Below are 18,839 nucleotides of genomic sequence, written 5' to 3' on the forward strand. Positions count from 1 at the left end.
GACGGTGGATCACGCCAGGTGACGCAGGTGGTCCAGCGCTCGCTCGACGATCGCCGCGAGACGTCCGACGTCGCGGCGGGCTCGTTCGAGGTCGGCGACCAGGGCTGCCAGCGGGGGAGCGGCAGCCGTCCGGTCCGGGCAACGAAGCCGACTGTAGAGCGCGATGGTCTCCGGCATCGGATCGGCGCCGAGCTCTTCGAGGAGGGTCCGGCGGCAGCGCTCGAACTGTCGCTCGACGAGGTCGTCCCGGCCGTTGATCGCGTACGCCGTCATCAGGTGCCGGTGGATGTCCTCGCGCAACGGTTCGAGGGCCAGTGCGAGCTCGCCGAAGCGGCTGACCGCGGACGGGCTTCCCTGGGCGCCGTGGAAGACGATGAGATGGTCCAGCGCTGAGAGGTAGAGATTCTCCAGCCTGTTCCGGTCGGCGAGCACCCACTCGTCGTCGCAGGCTTCGATCAGACAGCCGCGGTGCAGATCCACGGCGGACGCCAACTGGTTGGCGTCGGCGCGGGTGAGGTCGGCTGGTGGTCGCTGCAAGGCGGAGCTGACCAACTGTTCGAAGGTGGTCGCGTCGACACTCACCTGGACGGCAGAGCTGAGTCCGACCCGGTTGCGGGCCGCGGTGGTGACCAGATCGACGCCGGCGATATCGCGGACCTCGGTCCGCAGCCGCCAGATCGCCGTGCTGAGGCGACGGCGGGCGGCGGGCACCGGGCTGTCCGCATACAAGTGCGCGGCGGCGACCTCGCGCGAGCGCTCATAGCCCGGGGCCAAGGCGAGGTAGGCGCACAGCGTCAGTGCGCTGGGCGAGACAGGGAGCTGACCGGCCGAGGACGACAGGGTCGGTGCACCGAGCAGACAGAGGTCAAGTTGCAGCTTCGACACAGCGACGTCCTCACGAGCCGACACAAATCCCAGGCGCCGAACGCGGATCCTCGAACGCCCGGCAGTGACCAGACCTCGTCCCCGACACCGGGTCGTGGCGCCAGGAACCGAAACCCAATCACCCCGATGAGCAGTGGCCCCGGCTTGTGATACAGCCCTGGGCCTCGGCGGCTTCGTCCATCTGGTCGGCGAGGTGGTCGGCCGTCACCAGGAGGGGTGAACATCGGGCACTGGGCCCAGCAGCTCGATGCCGTTGCGTTCGGCGATGTCGAGGACCTCCTCGATCGTCGGCGGGTGGTCGGCGGCCAGCTCTGCGGCGCTGCGGATGAATCCCTCCATCGGTCCGCCGGGTGCGTGAACCTGGAAGGCCACCGCATCCTCGGTCGATTCGTTGCGGACGGTGTGTGGGGTGTCTCCGGCCAGGGTGACCGTCTCGCCCGCGCCTGCGACGCGGCGGGTGGTGGTGCCGTCAGGGCCGGTGATGTAGAAGGCGAACTCTCCGGACAGGACCCGGTAGATCTCGCTCGGTGCGTGGCGGTGCATGACGGGCGGCCCACCGCCTGGCGGCATCTGCAGTTCGACGGCGAAGAGATCTCCGTTCGTCTCTTCGGTGGTGGCGAGCACGGTGGCCAGTTCGGAGCCCACTCGGAGTGTCTCGGTCGCGGTGGTTATTTCGACAGGTAGCATGTCCATAGATTCAAGATAGACAGGATGCCTGCCCATGTCAACGAGTATTCCGCAACTCGACGGCCATGACCGTCCTCGCAATCTGGCGGTCGCGCTGCGCGGGGCCTTCACGGCGCTGAACGATCTCGTGATCCCGCACCTCGTCGGGCTGGGGTTCACCGAGCTGCGTCCCGCGCATGCCGCCGTCTTCCAATACCTGGACGACACCGGGGCGACGGTCAGTGTGTTGGCTCAGCGTGCCCAGATGACCAAGCAGGCCATGGCAGAGCTGGTCATGCACCTGGAGAAGAACGCGTACGTCGTACGGATACCCGACCCAGCGGATGGCCGGGCCAAGCTCGTGCTGCCGACGGATCGAGGGCTGCAGGTGATTCGGGCCGCCCAGGCGCTGGCGCCCGAGATCGAACGTCGTGTGGTCGGCACGATCGGCGAGGAGCGGCTACAGCAGCTTCGCGCGGATCTCGATGCCATCCAGGCAGAGTTCGATGCTGCAGATGGCCGGCTGCCGTGACCGGCCAGGACCCCCGCGGGCCGGTGCTGTGCTGTCGACACGGCGCGTTTCGACGAGAGATCGCCCACCTCGTGGGCTCCTGGGCCGTGCCCGCCGAGGACGCGGTCATGTGGGGAATCACGGGTGGCGGGCCGGTCCCCGCCGACGATGTTCTTGCCCGTGCGGCCGATCCGGGCGTTACTCCCTTCACGCTGCACGATGTCGTCGCATTGCGGGACCTCCGGTGCTCGGACGCGATGAGCGAAGGGGACGGGCGGCTGGTGGGTTACGGCGAGCTGTGGGTCGACGATGGCGAAGCCGAGGTCGAGGTCGCCCGCCTCATCGTCGACCCGACGATGCGTGGTCGCGGGATCGGCGCGTACCTCGCCCGAGAGCTCGCGCGCCGCGCGCAATCCCACTATCCCGATGTCTACCTCCGGGTCCGACCGGACAATGCCGCCGCGCGCCGCTGCTACGCCAATGCCGGCTACCGGCAGGTCGATACCGCGCTGCAGCAGCAGTGGAACATCGGCCAACCTCTCGACTACGCCTGGTACGCCTACCCGCTGGTGGCGATCGATTGACCGGAGGCGGCTGCCTGCCGACTCCGAGTAGCCTGCAGGTCATGGTGGATGACGCGACGCTGGTGGCTTTGTTCGGCAGGGTGGGCACCGGTGCCTTGGCCACGCTCAAGCGGGACGGCCGGCCGCAGATCTCCAATGTGCGCTATGCGTTCGATCCGCAGACCCGGGTCTTCCGGGTGTCGGTCACCGACGGTCGGGCCAAGACCAGGAATTTGCGCCGGGATCCGCGTGCCAGCATGTATGTGACCAGCCGCGAGGGCCGCTCCTACGCGGTCGCGGATGGCGACGTGGCGTTGACTCCGGTGGCCGCTGCTCCCGACGACTCGACGGTGGAGGCGTTGATCGATCTGTACCGCACGGTTGTCGGCGAGCATCCTGATTGGGACGACTACCGCCGGGCGATGGTCGCCGATCGGCGGCTGGTGTTGACCCTCACGGTGACCCATCTCTACGGAACCATCCTCTGACCCGGGCATGGATCAGGTCCGCAGCAGGAGATACCGCCCGCTCGGGGCGCTCGGACGCGCCGCCGCCACGTACCAATCCTGATTTGGTCACCTTTGGCCCGGTGGCGCGAAACGTGCGCGGCCTGCGCCTGGCTGGCGGTCATGTTTGGCCCGGTGGCGATCCCGCCGGAGGTCCTGACAGATTCGGCACCCGACCGGGTGCGCCACGCCGACGACGCGTCGTGAATCACCTCGGTCGGGACTGAGATATCACTCGAACCCGACCGATCCTAGGGCGCCGGGCGAATCAGCTGCTGACTTGGCGCCGATCCTCAGGCGGCGGCTGCAGTCGGTGTCGGGTGAGAAGCCGGCATCGGGCGCACCTCAGCACGCCGCTTGCGGCCGAAGTCGTTGGGCAGCGAGAGCCGGATGACCTTCTTCCAGGCGGAGGCGACCTGGCGGGGGAGCGAGCCCGTGGTGTAGGTCAACCCATAGCGGTCGAACAGCGCCCGCACCTGAGGTGCGATCTCGGCGTACCGGTTGCTCGGCAGGTCGGGGAACAGGTGGTGCTCGATCTGGTGGGACAGATTGCCGGTCATGAAGTGCATGGCCTTGCTGCCGGAGATGTTGGCCGAGCCGAGCATCTGGCGCAGGTACCACTCACCGCGGGTCTCGCCCTCGATCGAGCGGCGTTCGAAGGTCTCTACACCTTCCGGGAAATGGCCGCACATGATCACCGAGTGGGACCACAGATTGCGGATCAGATTGGCGGTCGCGTTGGCACCCAGGGTGCTCAGGAAGGAAGGTCCGGACAGTGCCGGGTGGATCAGGTAGTCCTTGGTCATCTGCTTGCGGATCTTGTGCAGCACCTGCTTCGCCCGGGCCTTGAACTCGGGGCTCTGCCGCCGCTTCTTCGACCTCAGGTTGCGACCCAACTCCAGGTCGTACGCGGCGATGCCATACTCGAAGACGCAGGCGTTCAGGAAGTTCCACAGCGGTTGGGCCAGGTAGAGCGGGACCCATCGCTGGTCCTCGTCGACGCGCATGATGCCGTAGCCGAGGTCGTTGTCCTTGCCGACCACATTCGTGTACGTGTGGTGCAGTTCGTTGTGCGCGTGCTTCCATTGCTCGGCGGGCGAGGCGTGGTCCCACTCCCAGGTGGTGGAGTGGATCTTCGGGTCCCGCATCCAGTCCCACTGGCCGTGCAGGACGTTGTGGCCGATCTCCATGTTCTCGATGATCTTGGCGACGGCGAGGCCGGCGGTGCCCAGGATCCAGGCCGGCGGGAAGAACGACGCGAGCAGCACCGCCCGACTGCCCAGCTCGAGCTTGCGCTGGGCGTTGATCACCGTACGGATGTAGTTCGCATCGGACTCGCCGCGGGTGTCGATCACCGACTGCCGGATGGCGTCGAGCTCGATACCGATCTGCTCGATGTCGGTGGCCGTCAGGTGGGCGATGGGATTGTCGGGCTTCTTCTGCAGAACGGTCACGTGCGGTTTTCCTCAGTCGTGTCGATGATGATCGGGCAGTAGATGGCGCGCTCAGTGATCGAGCTCGCAAGGCCCGGCGGCCGCCGAGATGCAGGTCTGCACCAGGACGCCGCGGCCGGCGGTCTCGCCTGGCGTCGCGGTGGTGATCGCGCCATTGCGTAGGTCGCGGACTGAACCCGAGCGCAGCGGCAGTACGCAGCCGAAGCAGATGCCCATCCGGCAGCCGGACGGCATCAGCACCCCGGCCTCCTCAGCCGCGTCGAGGATGGGCGTGCCTCCGTCGGCGCTTACCTTGGCTCCGGAACCCGCGAACGTGATCGCGCCACCGTCGCCGATCGCCACCCGGGCGGCGCGGAACTGCTCGGTCTGCAGGTCCAGCCCTCGCTGACCGTGATGCGTCTGCAGGTCGTCGAGCAACCCGGCCGGGCCGCAGGCGAGCGTCTGTCGCTCGGTCAGATCGGGGACCAGTTGCCCCAGCGCGTCGACGTCGAACGAGCCGTGTTCGTCGGTGAAGTGGGCGACCAGCCGGATCGCTCCGACGGCATCGAGCTCGCGCAGGTGAGCAGCGAAGATGGAATCCGGCTCGCGAGGAGCGACGTGCACCACCACGATGTCGTACCGGGTCGAGCGAGCCAGCCGGACGACGCCGCTGTCGGTGACCGGGAACAGGTTGCGAAGCATGCCGATCACCGGGGTGATGCCGGAACCCGCGGTGACGAACAGGAAGCGACCGCCCTCGGTCGGCAGCACGAAATCCCCGGCCGCCTGCTCCAGGTGGATCAGGGTGCCGACGCGTGCGCGACGGACCAGGTGGGTGCTGACCAAGCCGTCGGGCACAGCCTTCACGGTCACGCTGATCCGGCCGTCGCGGCGCGGTCCATGGGTCAGTGAGTACGCCCGCCACTGCCGCACGCCGTTGACGTCGACGCCGATCCGGACGTACTGACCGGGTACGTGACCGGCCCAGTCGGCGCCTGGTCGGATGACGATGGTGGCCGCGTCGGCGGTCTCGGGCTGGACCGACACGATCCGGCCGCGCAGATCCGCGCCGGGTCGCAGCGGATCGAAGAGATCCAGATAGTCCGCCGGGAGCAGCGGCGTCGTCGCCCGCTCGGCCAGCCGTACCAGCCGGTGACGCAGGGTGGTGCGGGTGCGCGTCGTACCTGCCAGGCTAGTCACCGCCCTAGTCTGACTGACTTTCGTGGCTAGACTCATGGCCGCCAAGCGTGAAACCTGGCGAACCTATTGTTCGGAAGAGATAGTGCGGGGGAAACCGTGGTTGCAGATTCTGGTCCGCACCTGTCCGATCTTGGTCGTGCCTTCCGCTTGGATCCGGAGGTGCTGCAGATCCTTCGCGACGGGCTGCCTCAGGTCGCGACGCACACGGTGAACGCCGTCGTCGCCGAGGTGCCCGACTACCGAGGCGCTCGCGACGGACTGATGCGGGACACCATCACCGGTGCTGTGCGGATGGCCTTGGCCGGCTTTCTCAAGTTGGCCGGACGCGGTCACGATGTCGACCCCAGTACGCCGATGGGCCCGACGATCGAGGGCGCCTACGCCCTGGGTCGGGGAGAGGCCCGCGGCGGTCGATCGATGGACGGTCTGCTGGCGGCGTATCGGGTCGGGTCGCGTGTGAGCTGGCGGGAACTGGGCCGCGTCGCCGCCGGGGCTGGGCTGTCGGCCACCATGATGGCCGAGTTCGCCGAGTTGCTGTTCGCCTATATCGACGGTCTCTCCGCCGCCAGCGTGGCCGGTCACAACGACGAGTTGACCACCAGCGGGCTGGTTCGCCAGCGCTATCGCGATCGGCTGGTGCAGCGCCTGTTGGCAGGGGCGTCGCCGGAGGTGCTGACCGCAGCCGCAGAGCGGGCCGGCTGGTCGCCGTCGGTGGGACTGACCGCTGTCCTGTTGCCGAGCGCCCAGGCCCATGGCGTCGTGGCTCTGCTCGGGACGGAGACGCTGCAGTTCGCCGAGGACCTTCCTGGCAGTGAGGGTTGGGATCCCGATCGGTCCCTGACTCTGCTCCTGGTCCCCGATGCCACAGCCGCGGACCGGCGTCACCTGCTGCGGCTGCTGGTGGGACGTAAGGCCGTCGTCGGTCCATCGCGACCCTGGATGCAGGCCCGATCGTCATATCGCCGAGCGACTCGTACGCTCGAGCTGGCCACACCGCCGCGCGGTGAGCAGCCAACGGACAGCGAGGATCACTTGGCTGACCTGGTGGTCGGCGCTGACCCTGAAGCTCTGATCGATCTACGCGTCCAGGTGCTGCGCCCGCTGTCGGCTCTGCCCGAGTCGACCAGGGAACGTCTGGCCGAAACCCTGCTGAGCTGGCTGCTGCACCAGGGCCGGCGGGAGCAGGTCGCCGCCGAGTTGCACATCCATCCGCAGACCGTGCGCTATCGGATGGGCCAACTGCGTGACGCCTACGGGGAGCGACTGCACGATCCCCGGTTCGTCCGGGAGCTGATTCTCGCGCTTCCGCTGTGTTGTCGTCACTAGTCCGAAAATGGCCCCAGCCCGGAACGGGCGCACCGCCAGGTGCACAATGACTCGCTGCTCCGCTGCGCGCCGATTGGTTCCGTCTTCCCTCGTCGCTCGCAAGACGAAGAACGTGTCTTTGCTCCCTCGTCGGTCCAGACGGAGCCCTCGCTCCGCCTCACGGCCGCTCACGACGGGGTCGTCGCTCGCTGTGAGGCTGCGCTCAGGCGGTTGCTATCCAGGTGGCGAACTGTTCCAGCGGCGCGTCAGGACCGGTGAGTCGTACGCGGGCATGGTCCCGGCGGCCACTCAGGTACAAGGCCAGCTCGACCGGGTCGCCGGTCAGTGTCACCCCCGTGCTGCCCTTCTTGGCGACCTGGGCAGCACCGGTCGGCGTTATCAGCGTGACGCCTACGGGGCACTTCCGGAGGCCGAGCCGGGCGAGGAGTCCGAGTGACTTCCACGCGGCGTCTTGGACGTCGGCAGACAGTGCTCGCGGCTCGATGGAGCCTGGCCCGGCGCGGCGGATGTCTTCGTGATGAATGATGTATTCGACCAGGTTGAACTGCTGATCCACCAGGTTCCTGGGCGACCAGCGGGCGGGCCCGGCGGCCAAGCGGTCGACCAGTGCCTGGTATCCCGCCGGCGTCGATGCCGCGTCGACGAGTCGGCTGAGCCCGGGCTCGGCGCCGGGTGGCTGGCGCGCCAGGACGTCCTTGAGGACCGTGATGGGCTCCGACTCACGTACGACAAGATGCGCGAGCAGGCGTTGGACATCCCAGCCGGCGCACAGGGTCGGGGCGTGCGGATCGGTGACTCGCAGCGTCTCGGCCAGTGCCTGCCGCTCGTCGGAGATCAGGGTCATCGGTCCGCCTCTGGTTGCCGGGGCTGTGTTGTCGTCACTCGCTGTTCACTCCGCGCTCAGGTCTCTGTCTTCCCTCGTCGCTCGCAGACGAAGAACGTGTCTGCTCGGCTCCTCAGTCCAGACAGAGCCGCGCTACGCTCACGGCCGCTCGCGACGGGGTCGTCAACTCGCTGTTCGCTCCGCGCTCAGGTCTCTGTCTTCCCTCGTCGCTCGCAGACGAAGAACGTGTCTGCTCGGCTCCTCAGTCCAGACAGAGCCGCGCTACGCTCACGGCCGCTCGCGACGGGACGGCGACAATGAGGAACCTGAGGGAGTCTAGCGGGCCGTCAGTGCTGGTGGCCGCTGCAGTCTCCGGCGGGCGCCCGATCCGGCTCCGTCGCGCCGGCGGCATCGGCGTCGAAGATGACCTCGCCGCCCACGAACGTCAGATCGGCTCGCTGCTCGAGCAGGCCCGCGGGCTCGTTCGCATGGGCGTACAGGTCGTCGGACCAGACCACCAGGTCGGCATCCGCGCCGACCTGCAGTGAGCCCAGTCGGTCCTCGGCGTGCCAGGCCCAAGCGCCCTCACGGGTGTAGCCGGTAATGGCCTGATCGAGGGAGAGCCGCTCGCCCGGCGTCCAGGCGTCGGCACCGGACAGCCGAGCCCGGGTGAGAGCCACATACATGCCGACCAGTGGATCCATCTCGCCCACCTGCCAGTCGCTCGACAGCGCGACGTGCGCACCGGACTCCATCAGGGAGCGCAACCGCCAGGCCCGGTCCCACCTGGACTCACCGATGTTGTCCATCCAGGTGCCGGCGACCAGGTCCGGTGACGCATGCCGCGGCTGCATGGCCGCGACCACTCCCAGCGCGGCGAACCGCGGCAGGTCGTCCGGATGCAGGCACTCCACGTGCACGATGCCGTGCCGGCGATCCCGAGTCCCGTTGACGACGGCGGCGTGCTCGATCGCGTCCAGGGCCAGCCGGATGCCACCGTCGCCAGTCGCATGCGTATGGGTCTGCAACCCGAGTCGATCGAGCTCGGCGATGGCCGTGGCCAACGCGCCGACCCGAGCGCTCGGCTGACCCCGATGACCTGGCCGGTTGGCGTAGTCGTCCAGCATCCAGGCGGTGTGCGGCTCGATCACGTCGTCGGCGTACAGCTTCACCGGACCCAGTCGCAGCCGCGCATCCTGGCGGGTGTCTCGGATGGCCGCCTTCAGGTCGCGCCGGAACGCGTCGTCGGAGTCGATCGGGTGGAACAGCGCGGCAATGACCCGGGAGCGCGGTCCCTCCTCGTCGCGCAATGCCTCCAGGAGGTGCAACTCCGCGAGTGGGACCTGGGGCTCGACCGCGGTGGTGATGCCCACCGACGCAGCCATGTCCAGGCTCTGCCGCAACCGGCGAGCCCGGCGCTCCGGGCTGTAGAGCGGGATGTCGCGCTGCAGCTCGGCCAGACCGCGGGTGGTCATCGCGCTGGTGTAGAAGTCGGTGACCCAACCGGTGGGCTCCCCGTTGGCGTCCCGCTCGGGATTGCCCCAGGCGATGTCGCCGCCGCCGCTGATGCCGAGCGCCCGCAGCGCGACCTCGTTGAGCCAGACCGAGTGCTGGTCGTAGGTGGTGATGAAGATCGGCCGATCGGTCAGCCCGGCCAGATCATCGGCGTTCGGCCGGCGACCGGTGACCACGGAATAGACCGCGTTCTCGGCGCAGATCCAGCTCAGGTCTGGTCGGCGCGCGGCCAGATCGGCGATTCGCGTACGTACCGTGCCGAGATCCTCAGCCCCCTCGAGGCTGACGGCGTCCGGGTCGAATCCCAGTAACAGGTGGTTGTGGCTGTCGATCACGCCCGGGGTGACCAGCCGGCCCTCCAGCTCCACGACCCGAGCGGCTCGGGGTGCGTCGGCGGCGGTGCCGAGATAGGCGATCCGCCCGTCCTTGACCCCAAGGGCCTCGGCAAACGCACCGGGCGCATCGAGCGGATCACGGGTACGCACCGGGCCACCGGTGAGAAGCAGGTCGAGCTGCACGACGGTCTCCTGAGTTTTTTAACGTTTACGTCAAACAACTCTTCAAGAGTGACGGACGCGGATCGGTAGAGTCAAGTCTGTGGCTCGACCGAATCGTCAACTGGAACGCAAGCAAGCTCTCATCGAGGCGGCGCAGACAGCCGTGGTCGATCGCGGGCTGGTTCAGCTGAGCCTGACGGACGTGGCGAAGGAAGCTGGCCTGACGCGCGGGGCGATCCTCTACTACTTCGACGATCTCGATGACCTGCTGGTCGAGACGCATCGAGCTGGCATTCAGCGGTTCTGTGACGACCGGGACCGGCTGCTGCAGGTCGGGATCTCGCCCGGTGAACAACTGGCGATAGCCATCGACACCGGGCTGCCGACCGGTCCGGACGACGCGCTGCTCCGACTGCTGTACGAGTTCGACGTGCTGGCCGGGCACTCGACGCTGCACGACGAATTGGTGCAACGCATGTACGTCCGGCAGCTCGCCACCTATCGCGGAGTGATCGACAGGGGAGTGGTGGATGGCGCCTTTGCGCCTGTGATCGATCCGGGTGATCTGGCGATGACCCTGGTCGCGCTCGAGGACGCGTACGGGCTGCACATCGTGGCCGGCAACGCGCACATCGACGTGGCTACTGCTCGGCGGGCCATGCGGGCGGCGGCTGCGGGCCTCGGCTGTCCGGCTCGAGGCTGAGCCGGTCGAGTCGAGTTCCGGCTGACCGGTTCGACCGGCCGGAACCGATCCGAGCAGTCGGTTGAGGTTCGCTCGGCGAAACACTTGACTTCTTTGACGTTGATGTCAAAGAATTGCCCCGTGGTCGCCGATGGTGACCATCCCCGCTCCCAGTAGGTCGATCGGCACACGCGACTTCATCGGTAAACGCAACGGCGCCGACCCGCTCGGGATCCCCACCACGGTGACGAAGGATCCGTCATGACTGCACCCACCCCTGCCCGGACGGCAGATCTCGAGAGCCACCACCTGCGGCGTGCCCTGAGCCTTCGCCACCTGGTCTTCATGGGTTTGGCGTTCATGGCGCCGCTCGCCGTGTTCGACACGTTCGGGATCGTCTCCGAGGCGACCGGTGGGCACGTCCCGCTCGCGTACCTGACGATCCTGGTCGCCGTCGTGTTGACCGCGCTCGCGTACTCACAGATGGTGCGGGTGCTGCCCTTCGCCGGCTCGGCCTACACCTACTCCCGGGAGACGATCCACCCGGCGGTGGGCTTCCTCGTCGGCTGGGCGGCGACCCTGGACTACCTGTTCCTGCCGATGATCAACGCGCTGCTGTCCAGCATCTACATGTCGGTGCCCCTCCCCGACGTGCCGGCCTGGGTGTGGATCGCCACGACGGTTGTGCTCACCACGGTGACGAACCTGGTCGGCGTACGGCTCGCCGCCAACGCGAACCTGGTCCTGGTCGGCGCCCAGGTGGTGGCCTCCCTTGCCTTCCTGTTCTTCTTGATCCGCGGGATTGTCACCAGCCAGAACGGCGCATCGGTCACGCTGACGCCGTTCGTGCTCGAGGACGGGGGAGCGGGCCCGCTGCTCGCCGGCGCCTCGATCCTCGCTCTGTCGTTCCTCGGCTTCGACGCCGTCACCACCTTGGCCGAGGAGGCCCGGCATCCCAAGCGGGACATCCCACGGGCCATCCTGATCATCGTGATCAGTGCCGGCGCCTTCTTCCTGGCGATCACCACCGCGATGCAACTGCTGTTCCCCGACGTGAGTGCCCTCGGCAGCATCGTGGCTGCGTCCCCGGAGATCGCGCTGTACGTCGGTGGTGCTGGGTTCCAGACCTTCTTCCTGGTCTGCTACATGTGCGCCGTGCTCGGCTGCGGACTGACCCAGCAGCTGAGTGCGGCCCGGCTGCTCTACGCCATGGGTCGTGACGGCGTGCTGCCCAAGCGGGTCTTCGGCTTCGTCAATGGCAAGGGCACGCCGGCCCTGGCCGTGCTGGTGGTCGGTGCGGTTGCACTGGTCGCGGTGTTTCTCGACCTCAGCGAGGCGGCCTCCCTGATCAACTTCGGAGCGTTCGTGGCGTTCACCTCGGTCTGCGTCTCGGTCGTCGTCCACCACGTTCGCACCGGCGAGGTCCGCGGCGCCAAGGCGCTACTGCTCGGCATCATCCTCCCCAGTCTCGGAGCGCTGGTGAACCTCGCCCTGCTGCTGAGCCTGGACGGTCAGTCGAAGCTGGTCGGCGTGAGCTGGGTGGTGATCGGTCTGATTGCCCTGCTCGTGATGACTCGTGGTTTCCGCAAGCCGCTGCCGCAGATCGACCTGCGTGCTGCTGACGAGTGAGCCGGACGGCTGGGCGGTCTGGCTCACACCTGTCCGCTAGGCCTGAGGCTCCAACTCGGCTCGAGCTGTGCTCAGCAACGAGGTGCCCCAGCCATGACGACTGCAGCAGAAGATGCGATGCCGCTCGGCCCAGAGGAGGCGGTTGGTCCGCAAAGCCGTTTCCGAGTTCGTCTTCAGGCGCAGCACCTCGCAGCCGAGCTGACTGAGCCATGGGACCAGCCCGGCGTGGTACTGGAAATGCCACCACGCAGCGTCCTGGTAGCGGGTGGGAAAGCCCGGACCGGGGGCCACCGGGCTCATCCCGTGCCGGGCTGCGATCGTCGTCAGATCCAGGAACCGGCCCTCGACCTGCCGTACGCAGCTGGCACCGCTGGCCCAGCTGATCGCCGACAGTTGGACATCGGTCCCGGCCCACGACCGTGCCCACACCCGCCAACCGGTGCCCTCCTTGGTGATCGTGTACGGCTGATCCTCAGGATCGATCGGTCCCTGCTCCGTCATGCCGGTGATCGGATCCAGGTCCACAGCCAGCCCAGCGAGGTGGACCGCCGCGCCGGGCTGCTCGAACGCATCCTCGTCGGTCGCCCTGCGTCGACCATGCGCATCGGACACCAACGGCACGCCCGCGGCCAGCAGCTCCGACTGCCAGGCGCCCAACGCCCGTGCCATGTCGGCGCGAACCTGGACCGCGACGCGGCCGTGGCCGGGCTCAGCGCGCGGCCCCTGGGCGCCGTCGGCACCGTCGAGCTCGACGCTGACCAGTCCGAGCCGATTCGCCATCGCCCAGCTGTAGTTGAGCTCCCACAATGTCTTCTCCCCCGGGATGCCGTCGGGCTCCAGTCCGACTGATCGCTGGAACTCCCGGACGGCGGCGCGGAAGGTGGCAGCATCCACGGTCTCGGCGGGCACGGTGATCTCGTGGAAGCGCAGCAGCGCCGACAATGCGGCGAAGTAGCGGTCCTGGTCGCGTTCGAACTGGCGGCGCTCGATCCGCAGATAGCTGCACAGATCGGCCACATCGCGCTCGGCGAGTGATGCCTGCCGCGGCATGCCACCGCGCCCCATCACGGCGCTCATCCGGTCACGCGGCAGTCCGCAGGCGGTGGGAGACAGGCAGCAGTCGATGCGCTCATGCCAGACGGACGGTCGCGCTCGACGGCTGATACAGCCTCTCTATCGGGCCTCTCTATCGGGCGGCATCGCCCCGAGCAACGTCCGGCTGACCCTGTGCCGCGGCGAGCATGATCAGCTGGGAGCGGCGGTGGATGCCGAGCTTGTCGTAGACATGGCTCAGATGGAACTCGACAGTCTTGATGCTCAGGAACATCTGATCTGCCACTTGGCGGTTGGACAGCCCTCGCGCGACGGTGAGCGCGACCTGGAGCTCCTGATTGGTCAGCGCGCTGAAGCCGGCGACGGGTTGCTCGCTCGCGCGTTGTCGGACGCCCGACGCCTGGAGCTCGGCACGCGCTCGCGCTGCCCAGTCGGGGGCGCCGAGGCGTTCGAAGGTGGCCAGCGATGCCTGCAGATGGGGTCGGGACTCCGCTCGCTGGCGGCGTCGGCGCAGGACGGAACCGAGGAACAACCGAGTCCGCGCCTCCTCGAACGGCATCGGTGCCCGGGCATGCCAGTCGAGCGCTTGGCTGAGGTGCTCGAGCGCGTTCTCCGGCTCGAGGAGCGCACGGGAACGCGCCGCCACGGCGGCGGCGGTCGGGATCGGGTGGTCCGCCACCGAACGTTCGAGCCGGACCAGTACGCGATGAGCCTCGTCCGGCAGGCCGTAGTGGCTGTACGCCTCGATCAGGTCACTGGACCACCACAGCACCGGTGTGTCGTGCAGTCCGCTGTCCTGGGCGAGGTCGTCCAGCACCAAGAGGTTCTCGATCGCGCTGAGGTAGCGGCCCTGGGTCAGTTCCAGCAGGCCGAGCGCGGCATGGGCGTACGCGATGTAAGGCCGCCCGCCCATGCGTTCCGCTCCTTCGACCGACTCGGCGACGTGCTGTCGGCACTCCTCGGCCAACCCCATCACCGCCTCGATCCGGGCAAGCGTGGCCAGGCTGCTGGGTCGCTCGTTGGCCCATCCGGTGCTCTCGACCAACTGCAGGGCCTCATGCGCCGAAGCCCGGGCGGCGCTCCAGCGGCCGCGCCAGAGGTACACCCATCGGGCCGTTGCCGTTCCGACTCGGCCGGCTCGCCTGGCACTGCGTTCCCGCGCTCCGGCTACCGCCCGCTCCAGCAGTTCGGCGGCTCGATCGGTGTCCTCACTGCACAGCCGAGCCAGGCTGATGACCAGGCTGAGCTGGTCGGCCATCTCGGAGCCGAGCGGATCGATGGCCGCAATCTCCGCTGTCCGCGGATCGAGCAGCGCGCGGACATTCACCGCCTCTCCACACAGGCCCAGCACCATGGCTCGGATGCCGACCACACCCAATGGTGGTTGCCGCCGGTCGGCGGAGGTCAGCTGGATGGCCCGCTCGGAGACCTGCCGCGCCCTCGCCAGATCGCCGATCTCCACGCTGGCGAGCGCCGCATCGGCGAGCATCGCTATTGCCTGGCCGGGGTCGACCGAGGCAGCCTCCTCGGCCAGCCGGAGCAGCGCATCACGGCCGGCGACGGTGGGTGCTCGCCACATGCTGATGCGATACATCGAATGGCGGACAGCCCGGGTGAGCTCGGGATCGTCGGTCAGGGTGAGCACTCGACAGAGCAGCTCGTAGGACTCCCCGACACCGCCGCTCAGCCTGATGCTCTTGGCTGCATTGACGAGCCGCCGGGCTGCCGGCCCTCCGGCTGGGGTGAGCTCGGCGCTACGCAGAAAGAGGTTCCCGGCAACGGCGAAGCTGTCGGCCGTGAACTCCGCCCAAGCGGCGGCCTCCAGCTGAGCGGCCAGGGCCTCCTCCGCCATCCCGCCGGCGGCCACCAGGTGCCAGGCCTGATGCTCGAGCGCGTTGGGCAGGCCCGAGTCCTGCAGTGCCGCGGCGGCCCTCAGGTGGGCCTGCCGACGGTGCTGGGGCAGCGAGATCTGGAAGACGGCAGCCCGGATCAGCGGGTGCCGGAAGCGCGGACCGTCGGGACCCAGCGCGACCAGACCCGCAGTCGATGGCGATCAGCAGGCGTGGGCGGAGCTGGTGGACCGGTTCCAGTCCCTGATCAACGCCGTCGCCCACCGGCATCGGCTGAACGCGACCGATGCGGCCGACGTGAGCCAGGCGGTGTGGACGAAGCTGGTGGTGCACCTGCCACGGCTCCGGTGCGCCCTGGCCCTACCAGGTTGGATCTCGGTCACCACGGCCCGTGAGTGCCTGGGAGTGCTGGCCGATGCCGGTCGCGTCACCACGACCGACCCGGTCATTCTGGCTGAACGGGACAACCGGCGTCATCACTTGCTGGGTGCGAATGACACGCCCGATCTCGACGACGCTCTGATCCGGCTGGAGACGGCCCGGGCGCTCCGCGACGGTCTCGCAGAGCTTCCCGGCAACCAGCGCGATCTGCTCACTCTGCTGGTCGCCGACCCGCCTCTGTCGTACGCGCAGATCAGCGCGACGCTCCAGATGCCGGTCGGCAGCATCGGGCCCACTCGCGCCCGCTATCTGACCCAGCTGCGCAAGACCGCAGCTGTCAGGCAGCTGCTCTGCGATCGTGGGCCGGTCGCGAAGAGCGCTGTGGCTGCCTGAAGCACTCCCTGGTCAGATAGAGGGCGGGGAATGGGCGGTGTCGGCCGTCGTGGCTCCGAGGACCCCCGGAGCCTCTGCAGCACGGAATCGGTGATCCCACCCCCGGTCTCACCCGTCGGGTGGATGCCGGAGGGACGGCCCGGATGGTCTCCTCGATGAAGGGCCGCAGGGGCTCGATTCATTGGCCGGCAAGGAGAACCCGATGCTCACCGAGCGTACGACGCTCACCCAGTTCCTGATCGAGGAGCGGCGCCGACACCCGACCTCGAGCGGTGAGTTGAACGCTCTCATCCACGATGTGGCGCTGGCCTGCAAGGCGATCTCCAAGCGGATCGCGTCCGGAGCGCTCACCGGCCTGATCGGCAAGGCCGGTGCGGTGAACGTCCAGGGTGAACAGCAGCAGAAGCTCGACGTCGTGGCCAACGACATCTTCCTGGCCGCGACCGAGTGGGGAGGCCATCTGGCCGGCATGGTCTCGGAGGAGCTCGACGAGCCGTACCCGATTCCGCACGGCTACCCGCTGGGCAAATATCTGTTGGCGTTCGATCCGCTCGACGGCTCGTCGAACATCGACGTCAACCTGTCGGTGGGAAGCATCTTCTCGATCCTGCGCGCCCCCGAACCCGGGGCAGCTGCGCAACTCGAGGACTTCCTGCAGCCCGGCACCGAGCAGGTGGCGGCTGGGTATGCCATCTACGGCCCGGCGACGGTCCTCGTCGTCACCGTCGGCACCGGCGTGCATGCGTTCACGCTGGACTCCGAGCTCGGTGAGTTCTTCCTGACCCGCGAGAACATCACCATTCCGCCGACCACCACCGAGTATGCCGTGAACAGCTCCAACCGGAGGTTCTGGGAGCCGGCCGTGCTGCGCTATGTCGACGAGTGTCTGGACGGTGCATCAGGTCCGCGCGAGAAGGACTTCAACATGCGCTGGGTGGCATCGCTGGTCGCCGACACGCACCGCCTTCTCACTCGCGGTGGGGTGTTCCTCTATCCCCGCGATCTGAAGGACCCTGCCAAGCCGGGACGTTTGCGGCTGCTCTACGAGGCCAACCCGGTCGCCATGATCATCGAGCAGGCCGGCGGAGCGGCGATCACCGGGCGCGACCGCGTCCTCGATGTCGTGCCGACGCACCTGCATGAGCGGATCGGCTTCATCTTCGGCTCCTACGAGGAAGTGGAGCGCATCGAGCGCTACCACAACGAGCCGGAGGAGGACCCGGCCCTGCTGGATCACCCGTTGTACGGCCTGCGCGGCCTCTACCGCATCCCGAGCTGAGGAGGATCCCATGTCTGCCAAGCACCCTGTCGTGGCCATCACCGGTTCCTCCGGCGCCGGCACCACCTCGGTCATGCGTACGTTCGAGCAGATCTTCCGTCGCGAGAAGGTGAACGCAGCCTTCGTCGAAGGAGACAGCTTCCACAAATTCGACCGGATGGCGATGAAGGGCGAGATGGCTCGGGCGATCGCCGAGAGCGACCACTCGTTCAGCCACTTCGGGCCGGAGGCCAACCTGTTCGTCGAGCTCGAGGACCTGTTCCGTGAGTACGGCGAGACCGGCGGCGGTCGCGTCCGCAGGTATCTGCACGACAATCGGGAAGCAGCCCCGTACAGGCAGGAGCCGGGCACCTTCACACCGTGGCAGGACCTGCCCGAAGACACGGATCTGTTGTTCTACGAGGGACTGCACGGCGCGGTGGCGACCGAGAGCGTCGACGTGGCCAAGTACGCCGATCTGTTGATCGGCGTCGTGCCCGTGATCAACCTCGAATGGATCCAGAAGCTCCATCGGGACAAGGCGCAGCGCGGTTACTCCACCGAGGCGGTCACCGAGACGATCCTGCGGCGGATGCACGACTACGTGAACTACATGTGCCCGCAGTTCTCGCGGACGCATGTCAACTTCCAGCGAGTGCCGGTCGTGGACACGTCGAACCCGTTCATCGCCCGGACGATCCCGAGCGCCGACGAGTCGATGCTGGTGATCAGGTTCGCCAACCCACGGGGGATCGATTTCCCTTACCTGCTGTCGATGCTGCACGACTCGTTCATGTCGCGGCCGAACACCATCGTGTGTCCCGGCGGGAAGATGGACCTGGCCATGCAGTTGATCTTCACGCCGATGCTGTGGCGGCTGCTGGAGCGACGCAACAAGGCGCGCTAGCGGCCGAGGCGGTTGCCCAGCCGGTGGTCGAACCACTCGACCAATCGAGGATCGTCGAACCCGTCGGTGACCAGGGTGGCGCCGGTGAAATCGTCGTCGCGGGTGTAGGGGTTGGCGGTGACCAGCACCGGCAGTCCGGCGCCCACCGCGGCACGTACGCCGTTGCCGGAGTCTTCGACCACCACCACGCCGTCGCTGTCGCCGATCCGTCGGATCACCTCGCGGTAGACCGTCGGGTCCGGCTTGAGATCGGTGACCTCGGATCCGGTGATCACGATGTCGAACCGATCGCCGAAGACCCGATCCAGCAGCGGAGCGACCCACGCCCGAGTGCCCGTGGTCGCGACGTGCATCGGCACGCCGGCCGCGGTCAGGCGGTCCAGCAGGGCGATCACGCCCGGTCGCGGGCCGATCTGTCCGTGCTCGCTGCGGAGTTCTGTCGAGCAAGCCTCACCAGGTGCGGGTAGCTCGACAGAAATCGGGGTCTGGACCAGCTCGCGCATGATCTCGGTCTTGCGCCGGTGCACACGGCGGGCCAGCGCGACGGACTCCTCGTGAGTACGACCGTTGGCCTCGAACCAGGCCGTCAGCCGCTGCGCTCCGCCGGCGATGCGAATCAGCCGACCGTACGTCTCCACGTCCCAGTGGTCCGGCAGGCCGAACTCCTCGAAGGCGGCGTTGAACGCCACCCGGTGTCCGTCTCGCTCACTGTCGACCAGGGTGCCGTCGACATCGAAGACGACCGCCCGCAGCCGGTTCAC

Annotated in this window: 18 protein-coding genes; 9 read left to right on the forward strand and 9 right to left on the reverse strand. The window is 67.9% G+C overall.

Features of this window, described 5'->3' with window-relative positions; genetic code table 11:
- Positions 1–9: 9 nt before the first annotated feature.
- Both MLP_RS09410 and MLP_RS09415 read right to left on the reverse strand, forming a co-directional pair.
- Positions 10–885, reverse strand: a complete 876-nt coding sequence (locus tag MLP_RS09410; protein ID WP_197536530.1) for an AfsR/SARP family transcriptional regulator — start codon at positions 883–885, stop codon at positions 10–12.
- Between the two features lie 204 nt (positions 886–1,089).
- A complete protein-coding gene (locus tag MLP_RS09415) occupies positions 1,090–1,578 on the reverse strand; it encodes a cupin domain-containing protein (protein WP_041789923.1) in 489 nt (162 codons plus the stop codon).
- Between the two features lie 28 nt (positions 1,579–1,606).
- Between MLP_RS09415 and MLP_RS09420 the strand changes: the two genes are divergently transcribed.
- The 3 genes from MLP_RS09420 to MLP_RS09430 are packed head-to-tail and all read left to right on the forward strand — an operon-like array spanning position 1,607 to position 3,113.
- Positions 1,607–2,083 (forward strand): MarR family winged helix-turn-helix transcriptional regulator, encoded by a 477-nt coding sequence (locus MLP_RS09420; RefSeq protein WP_013862831.1) that lies wholly within the window; start codon positions 1,607–1,609, stop codon positions 2,081–2,083.
- Positions 2,080–2,646, forward strand: a complete 567-nt coding sequence (locus MLP_RS26245; protein ID WP_013862832.1) for a GNAT family N-acetyltransferase — start codon at positions 2,080–2,082, stop codon at positions 2,644–2,646. Before MLP_RS09420 ends, MLP_RS26245 begins: the two co-directional genes overlap by 4 nt.
- Positions 2,647–2,687: 41 nt before the next feature.
- Positions 2,688–3,113, forward strand: coding sequence for a PPOX class F420-dependent oxidoreductase (locus tag MLP_RS09430; protein ID WP_013862833.1), 426 nt, complete (start codon positions 2,688–2,690; stop codon positions 3,111–3,113).
- Between the two features lie 311 nt (positions 3,114–3,424).
- On the opposite strand, the gene MLP_RS09435 is transcribed toward MLP_RS09430, so the two are convergent.
- On the reverse strand, positions 3,425–4,585 hold the full coding sequence (locus MLP_RS09435; RefSeq protein ID WP_013862834.1) for a fatty acid desaturase family protein: 1,161 nt from the start codon (positions 4,583–4,585) through the stop codon (positions 3,425–3,427).
- A gap of 51 nt (positions 4,586–4,636) precedes the next feature.
- Positions 4,637–5,764: a ferredoxin reductase gene (locus MLP_RS09440; RefSeq protein ID WP_013862835.1), complete on the reverse strand. Its 1,128-nt coding sequence runs from the start codon at positions 5,762–5,764 to the stop codon at positions 4,637–4,639.
- A 159-nt stretch (positions 5,765–5,923) separates the two neighbouring features.
- Between MLP_RS09440 and MLP_RS09445 the strand changes: the two genes are divergently transcribed.
- Positions 5,924–7,090, forward strand: coding sequence for a PucR family transcriptional regulator (locus tag MLP_RS09445; RefSeq protein ID WP_231851442.1), 1,167 nt, complete (start codon positions 5,924–5,926; stop codon positions 7,088–7,090).
- Between the two features lie 202 nt (positions 7,091–7,292).
- Here the strand turns inward: MLP_RS09445 and MLP_RS09450 are convergent, their stop codons facing one another.
- Complete coding sequence (locus MLP_RS09450; RefSeq protein WP_013862837.1) at positions 7,293–7,934, reverse strand: TIGR03085 family metal-binding protein; 642 nt, start codon at positions 7,932–7,934, stop codon at positions 7,293–7,295.
- A gap of 326 nt (positions 7,935–8,260) precedes the next feature.
- Positions 8,261–9,946: an amidohydrolase gene (locus MLP_RS09455; RefSeq protein ID WP_013862838.1), complete on the reverse strand. Its 1,686-nt coding sequence runs from the start codon at positions 9,944–9,946 to the stop codon at positions 8,261–8,263.
- Positions 9,947–10,025: 79 nt separating this feature from the next.
- Between MLP_RS09455 and MLP_RS09460 the strand changes: the two genes are divergently transcribed.
- Together MLP_RS09460 and MLP_RS09465 are read left to right on the forward strand one after the other, a co-directional pair.
- Positions 10,026–10,628 carry a TetR/AcrR family transcriptional regulator gene (locus tag MLP_RS09460; protein WP_013862839.1) on the forward strand — a complete coding sequence of 201 codons (603 nt, stop codon included), beginning with the start codon at positions 10,026–10,028 and terminating at the stop codon, positions 10,626–10,628.
- Positions 10,629–10,868: 240 nt separating this feature from the next.
- Positions 10,869–12,236: an APC family permease gene (locus MLP_RS09465; protein ID WP_013862840.1), complete on the forward strand. Its 1,368-nt coding sequence runs from the start codon at positions 10,869–10,871 to the stop codon at positions 12,234–12,236.
- 36 nt (positions 12,237–12,272) lie between these two features.
- On the opposite strand, the gene MLP_RS09470 is transcribed toward MLP_RS09465, so the two are convergent.
- The gene (locus tag MLP_RS09470) at positions 12,273–13,313 is read right to left on the reverse strand and encodes a peptidoglycan-binding domain-containing protein (RefSeq protein WP_013862841.1); all 1,041 of its coding nucleotides are present in this window, start codon (positions 13,311–13,313) and stop codon (positions 12,273–12,275) included.
- Between the two features lie 109 nt (positions 13,314–13,422).
- A complete protein-coding gene (locus MLP_RS09475; protein WP_013862842.1) occupies positions 13,423–15,156 on the reverse strand; it encodes a LuxR family transcriptional regulator in 1,734 nt (577 codons plus the stop codon).
- 208 nt (positions 15,157–15,364) lie between these two features.
- Here MLP_RS09475 and MLP_RS09480 point away from each other — a divergent pair, with 208 nt between their 5' ends.
- The 3 genes from MLP_RS09480 (at position 15,365) to MLP_RS09490 (ending at position 18,078) form a co-directional block, all read left to right on the forward strand.
- On the forward strand, positions 15,365–15,913 hold the full coding sequence (locus tag MLP_RS09480; RefSeq protein WP_197536531.1) for an RNA polymerase sigma factor: 549 nt from the start codon (positions 15,365–15,367) through the stop codon (positions 15,911–15,913).
- Positions 15,914–16,115: 202 nt separating this feature from the next.
- Positions 16,116–17,192: a class 1 fructose-bisphosphatase gene (locus tag MLP_RS09485; RefSeq protein ID WP_041789926.1), complete on the forward strand. Its 1,077-nt coding sequence runs from the start codon at positions 16,116–16,118 to the stop codon at positions 17,190–17,192.
- 10 nt (positions 17,193–17,202) lie between these two features.
- Entirely contained in the window at positions 17,203–18,078 is an 876-nt protein-coding gene (locus MLP_RS09490) for a phosphoribulokinase (protein WP_013862845.1), read from the forward strand.
- On the opposite strand, the gene MLP_RS09495 is transcribed toward MLP_RS09490, so the two are convergent.
- Positions 18,075–18,839 (reverse strand): HAD-IA family hydrolase, encoded by a 765-nt coding sequence (locus tag MLP_RS09495; RefSeq protein WP_013862846.1) that lies wholly within the window; start codon positions 18,837–18,839, stop codon positions 18,075–18,077. The genes MLP_RS09490 and MLP_RS09495 overlap by 4 nt on opposite strands.

The organism is Microlunatus phosphovorus NM-1, assembly GCF_000270245.1.
In the GTDB taxonomy this organism is placed as follows: Bacteria; Actinomycetota; Actinomycetes; order Propionibacteriales; family Propionibacteriaceae; genus Microlunatus; species Microlunatus phosphovorus.

Bases quoted from the DNA above. Each gene is read 5' to 3' on its own strand.
- MLP_RS09450 (WP_013862837.1), bottom strand. From the start codon at position 7,934: ATGACCCTGATCTCCGACGAGCGGCAGGCACTGGCCGAGACGCTGCGA.
- MLP_RS09470 (WP_013862841.1), bottom strand. From the start codon at position 13,313: ATGAGCGCCGTGATGGGGCGCGGTGGCATGCCGCGGCAGGCATCACTC.
- MLP_RS09430 (WP_013862833.1), top strand. From the start codon at position 2,688: ATGGTGGATGACGCGACGCTGGTGGCTTTGTTCGGCAGGGTGGGCACC.
- MLP_RS09415 (WP_041789923.1), bottom strand. From the start codon at position 1,578: ATGGACATGCTACCTGTCGAAATAACCACCGCGACCGAGACACTCCGA.
- MLP_RS09490 (WP_013862845.1), top strand. From the start codon at position 17,203: ATGTCTGCCAAGCACCCTGTCGTGGCCATCACCGGTTCCTCCGGCGCC.
- MLP_RS09420 (WP_013862831.1), top strand. From the start codon at position 1,607: ATGTCAACGAGTATTCCGCAACTCGACGGCCATGACCGTCCTCGCAAT.
- MLP_RS09485 (WP_041789926.1), top strand. From the start codon at position 16,116: ATGCTCACCGAGCGTACGACGCTCACCCAGTTCCTGATCGAGGAGCGG.
- MLP_RS09465 (WP_013862840.1), top strand. From the start codon at position 10,869: ATGACTGCACCCACCCCTGCCCGGACGGCAGATCTCGAGAGCCACCAC.